This is a genomic window from Oscillibacter sp. CAG:155, assembly GCA_000436875.1.
GTDB lineage: Bacteria > Bacillota > Clostridia > Oscillospirales > Oscillospiraceae > Oscillibacter.
The window spans coordinates 1-4,880 of sequence record FR890877.1; the positions used below are offsets into that span (position 1 = coordinate 1).

Annotated in this window: 5 protein-coding genes; all 5 read right to left on the minus strand. The window is 65.3% G+C overall.

The genetic code is table 11. The features are described 5' to 3' along the window. Positions 1-29 precede the first annotated feature (29 nt). Positions 30-929, minus strand: a complete 900-nt coding sequence (gene ribF, locus QZL67_RS03690) for a riboflavin biosynthesis protein RibF (protein WP_022289421.1) — start codon at positions 927-929, stop codon at positions 30-32. An 8-nt stretch (positions 930-937) separates the two neighbouring features. Further along, a complete protein-coding gene (truB, locus tag QZL67_RS03695; protein ID WP_022289422.1) occupies positions 938-1,804 on the minus strand; it encodes a tRNA pseudouridine(55) synthase TruB in 867 nt (288 codons plus the stop codon). 55 nt (positions 1,805-1,859) lie between these two features. Further along, positions 1,860-2,816, minus strand: a complete 957-nt coding sequence (locus QZL67_RS03700) for a bifunctional oligoribonuclease/PAP phosphatase NrnA (RefSeq protein ID WP_022289423.1) — start codon at positions 2,814-2,816, stop codon at positions 1,860-1,862. Between the two features lie 2 nt (positions 2,817-2,818). After that, positions 2,819-3,205, minus strand: a complete 387-nt coding sequence (gene rbfA / locus QZL67_RS03705; RefSeq protein WP_022289424.1) for a 30S ribosome-binding factor RbfA — start codon at positions 3,203-3,205, stop codon at positions 2,819-2,821. Between the two features lie 311 nt (positions 3,206-3,516). Next, the coding region (gene infB, locus QZL67_RS03710; protein WP_292919801.1) for a translation initiation factor IF-2 at positions 3,517-4,880 on the minus strand (1,364 nt) is incomplete at its 5' end.

Consider the following 4,880-nt stretch of genomic DNA (forward strand, 5'->3'; position numbering starts at 1 on the left):
GCCGGCTTTTTCATGGAAAGCTGGGCCCTTCAGGACTGCTGCAGGAAATAGGCCCGGGTGGTGTCCGCGTCGGCTGCGATCTGGGCCTTCAGGGCGTCCAGAGAGTCGAAGCGGATCTCGTCCCGCAGGTGCTGGAAAAACTCCACCCGCAGCGTCTTGCCGTACAGGTCGCCCTCAAAGTCCAGGAGACAGGCCTCCACGGTGACATCGCTGCCGTTGTTCACCGTGGGCCGGGTGCCGACGTTGGTGACGGCGGCGTAGGAGCTGCCGTCCTCCAAGGTGGCCCGGGTGACATAGACGCCGTGGCTTGGCACCAGGACGTGGGGCGGGATGATGAGGTTGGCGGTGGGGAAGAGACGGGAAGAGCCCAGCCCATGGCCGTGGCGGACGGTGCCCGTCAGGACATGGGGATGGCCCAGGAAGCGGTTGGCCCGCTCGATCTGCCCCATCTCCACCAGACGGCGGATGTACGTGGAGCTGACGGTGATGCCGCCGATCTCCACCTTGGGGATGATGTCGCATCCCAGTCCCAGCTCCCGGCACTTTTCCATCAGCAGCTCCGGGGAGCCCTGGTTCTTGTGGCCGAAGTGGTGGTCGTGGCCTGCCACCAGGTGGACGGCGTGATACCGGCCCACCAGAATCCGGGTGACGAAATCGTCCCACGGGGTGGTCATCATCTCGTGGTCAAAGGGGACCATCAGCACCTCCCGGATGCCGAAGAGCCGCCGGACCAGGTCCTTGCGGTCCTCGGGGGAGTTGATGAGGGGGCAGGGGGTACCGGTGAGCACCTCCTTGGGGGGCCGGTCGAAGGTAAATACCGCCGGCGTGACGCCCCGGCGGGCGGCCTCCTCCACCGTCCGGCGCAGCAGGGCGGCGTGGCCAAGATGGACTCCGTCAAAGAAGCCCAATGCAATGACTTTTTCTTTCATGGACAGAGTCATCCTCCAAAGAAATTCTTGATGGCGGTCAAAACGCCGCCCTTTGCCCGGGAGAGGCAGAGAAACTCGCCGTTTTGGCCGTAGACCCGGTAGATGCCGTCCGGCAGGGCATCATCCGTGATGGGGTTTCCGTTGCGGACCCGCTTTTCCCGCCCGGCAGAGGGCACCGTATAGGCTGGATACGCGTCAAAGAGCCGGTCGGTGGGCAGCAGCAGCGCCTCGCCCCGGGTCTGAACATCTTCCAGTGTAACAGCGTCCTCCAGACGGAAGCCCCCCGCCATGGTACGGCGCAGGCTGGACATGGCCCCACCGCAGCCCAGGACCTCGCCCAGGTCGTGGCAGAGGGTGCGGATGTAGGTGCCCTTGGAGCAAAGGCACCGCAGGCGGTACTCCCCAGGGGCGATCTCGTCCAGAAGCTCCAGCTCGTAGATGGTGATCTCCCGGGGCTTGCGCTCTACCTCACGGCCCCGGCGGGCCAGCTCATAGAGCTTTTGCCCGTTGATCTTCACGGCGGAGTACATGGGGGGGATCTGCTGGATCGTCCCCCGGAACCGGGCCAGGGCAGCCTCCACATCAGAGCGATCCGCCGTCACAGGGCGGGTCTCCAGGGTCTGGCCGGTGGTGTCCTGGGTGTCAGTGGAAAGGCCCAGCCGCAGTCCGGCCACATACTCCTTGCGGCCGTTTTCCGCAAACTCCACCGCACGGGTGGCCTGTCCCACAAACACCGGCAGCACACCGGTGGCCATGGGGTCCAGCGTCCCGCCGTGTCCCACCCGCTTTTCGTGAAAAATGCCCCGCACCTTGGCGCACACGTCCATAGAGGTCCACCCGGCGGGCTTGTCGATGATGAGGATTCCGTTTGGCATAGAAGCTCTCCTTGGCGCCGGAGCTCCGGCGCGCTGTGGGAATAAAGGTAGGGGCTCAGATCCGGCAGTCCGGCGTCACCTGAGCCACGGCGTCGAGAATGCGGCGCTTGGCCTCGTCAAAGGGGGCCTCCACCGTGCAGCCGGCGGCTGCCGCGTGTCCGCCGCCGCCCAGCAGCTGGCAGGCCAGTGTGGCACTGACCCGGCTGCCGGTGCGCAGGGACATTTTCCACACGTCCGGCCGCAGCTCCCGCATGGTGATGGCACAGTCCACGCCCTCGATCTGACTGCCCAGGGAGCTGAGATCCTCGGCGTCGCTCTCGTCCGCCTGGATGCGCTCCATCAGGGAAAGGGGCACCGGCAGCACCGCCACCCGATCCTCATCGTAAAATTCCGCGGCGCTGAGCATAGCGCCCTCCAGCTGCATCTGCTTGCGGCTCTTGGTGCGGAAAAAGACCTTGTTCACCGTGCGGTAGTCGATGTCCAGCGCCATCAGCGCGGCCGCCACCTGGTGGGTGCGGGGGGTGGTGTTCGTATAGACGAAGCAGCCGGTGTCGGTGGACAGCGCCACATACAGCGGCAGGGCCATCTCCGGCGTGATGGGACCCAGAGCGGCCAGAATGTCGTAGATCAGCTCGCCGCAGGCGGCGGCCTCGGGGCGGACGATGTTGGCCCGGCCGAAGTGCTCGAAGGAGGGGTGGTGGTCAATGGCCAGATCCACCCGGCCGGTGTAGGGCTTGGCGTTCTCGGGGAACAGGCCCACGGTGGCGATGTCGGTGGAGATTACGGTGTCCGGGACAAAGCCCTCCGGGGCCTCGTAGGGCCGGAAATAGGGCGCGGTGTTCCGGGTGAGCTCCGGGTTGGGCAGAAGATAGGCTGTCTTGCCCAGGGCCCGCAGCCCCGCGCACAGCGCGGCGGCACAGCCCACCGTATCCCCGTCCGGGCGCACGTGGGTCAGGATCAGCACATTGTCAACGGTTTGCAGCAGCTCTGCGGTCTGAGAGACAGTCAGCATGCTTATTCCTCCGTTTCCGTTCCGGCACCGCCCCGGGCCTCGTCCTGCTGCTCCACCTGGCGCAGTACCTCCAGAATATGGGCGCCGTGCTGGATGGAGTCATCCGCTACAAACTGCAGCTCCGGCGTGTAGCGCAGCTGCAGGCTGCGGCCCAGCTCCCGCCGCAGAAAACCGGCGGCGGATTTGAGGCCCTTGAGGACCTCCTTTTCCTGGGACTTGTCCAGTGCGCTGACGTAGATCCGGGCGTAGCGCAGATCCCCGGTGGTGTCCACCCGGGTAATGGAGACCATGCCGGTCTGGGAGACCCGGGGGTCCTTGAGGCGGCGGAACTGATCGCTGAGTTCCCGCTGGATCTCTTCATTGATGCGGCTGATGCGATTGCTTGCCATGGTTCGGCTCCTTTCCAGAGGATGCAGGCCATGGGCCCGGGTCCTCCTGTCTCATTGGTCATAAGGGGTGGCGCGGCGCCCCACCGGATTAGGATATGCAGATCCTGCCGGAACAACCGGAGAATCATGCTCCGGCGGCGCATAAAAGCACCCGCCCCATCGGCCTTCCTGCCGGCGGGCAAAACAGCAGAGGCTCCGTCATCCGGCAGGCATATGAAAAATGGGGCGGGCGAATCTGCCCGCCCCGGTGTGCGGTTGGAATCCGGTCCGCGGAACCCGTCGGGCTCCGCGGCGGAGCAGGAGGCGTCCCGTTATCTGGGGATCTCCTCCATGGTGAAGGCCTCGATGATGTCGCCTTCCTTGATGTCGTTGAACTTCTCCACGGTGAGGCCGCACTCGTAGTTCTCGGCCACTTCCTTGGCGTCGTCCTTGAAGCGCTTCAAAGAGGCCAGGGTGCCCTCGTGGATCACGATGCCGTCCCGGACCACACGGACAGAGCAGCTGCGGACGATCTTGCCGTCCTGGACGTAGCAGCCTGCCACGGTGCCCACGCTGGAGACCTTGTAGGTCTGCCGGACCTCGGCGTGGCCCAGCACCACTTCCCGGAACTTGGGGGCCAGCATGCCCTTCATGGCCGCCTCGATCTCGTCGATGCAGTCATAGATGACCCGGTACATCCGCATATCCACGTTCTGGCGTACCGCGCCGTCCCGGGCAGCCGCATCCGGACGGACGTTGAACCCCACGATGATGGCGTTGGAAGAGGCGGCCAGCATCACGTCGGACTCGTTGATGGCACCCACGCCGCCGTGGATGACCTTCACGTTGACCTCGTCGTTGGAGAGCTTCTCCAAAGAAGCCTTCACAGCCTCCACGCTGCCCTGGACGTCAGCCTTGACGATCAGGGCCAGCTCCTTGCGCTCACCGGCCTGGATCTGGTCGAAGAGGTTCTCCAGAGAGACCTTCTGCACCGGCGCGGCGGCCTTGGCGCGGGCCTCGGCCTTGCGCTGCTCCACCAGTTCACGGGCCATGCGCTCGTCGGCCACGGCGAAGAAGGGACTGCCGGCCTCGGGGGCCTCGCTGAGGCCCGCAACTTCCACGGGGACAGAGGGACCGGCCTCGGTGAGGCGGGCACCCTTGTAGTCGGTCATGACGCGGATACGGCCCACGGCGGTGCCGGCGATGATGATGTCGCCCTGCTTGAGGGTGCCGTTCTGCACCAGCAGCGTTGCCACGGGGCCCCGGCCCTTGTCCAGACGTGCCTCGATGACGGTGCCCTGACCGGCCCGGTTGGGGTTGGCCTTGAGCTCCTCCATCTCGGCGGTGAGGGTCACCATCTCCAGCAGGTTCTCGATGCCGATGTTCTTCTTGGCGGAGATCTTGCAGCAGATGGTCTCGCCACCCCACTCCTCAGGTACCAGGCCATACTCCGTCAGCTGCTGGAGTACCCGGTCGGGGTTGGCGTTTTCCTTGTCGATCTTGTTGATGGCCACGATGATGGGGATCTCCGCGGCCTTGGCGTGGTTGATGGACTCCACGGTCTGAGGCATGATGCCGTCGTCCGCGGCCACCACCAGGATGGCGATGTCGGTGACCATGGCGCCGCGGGCACGCATGGAGGTGAATGCCTCATGGCCCGGGGTATCCAGGAAGGTGATGGGCTTGCCGTTCACCT

Bases quoted from the DNA above. Each gene is read 5' to 3' on its own strand.
- ribF (WP_022289421.1), bottom strand. From the start codon at position 929: ATGAAAGAAAAAGTCATTGCATTGGGCTTCTTTGACGGAGTCCATCTT.
- truB (WP_022289422.1), bottom strand. From the start codon at position 1,804: ATGCCAAACGGAATCCTCATCATCGACAAGCCCGCCGGGTGGACCTCT.
- QZL67_RS03700 (WP_022289423.1), bottom strand. From the start codon at position 2,816: ATGCTGACTGTCTCTCAGACCGCAGAGCTGCTGCAAACCGTTGACAAT.
- rbfA (WP_022289424.1), bottom strand. From the start codon at position 3,205: ATGGCAAGCAATCGCATCAGCCGCATCAATGAAGAGATCCAGCGGGAA.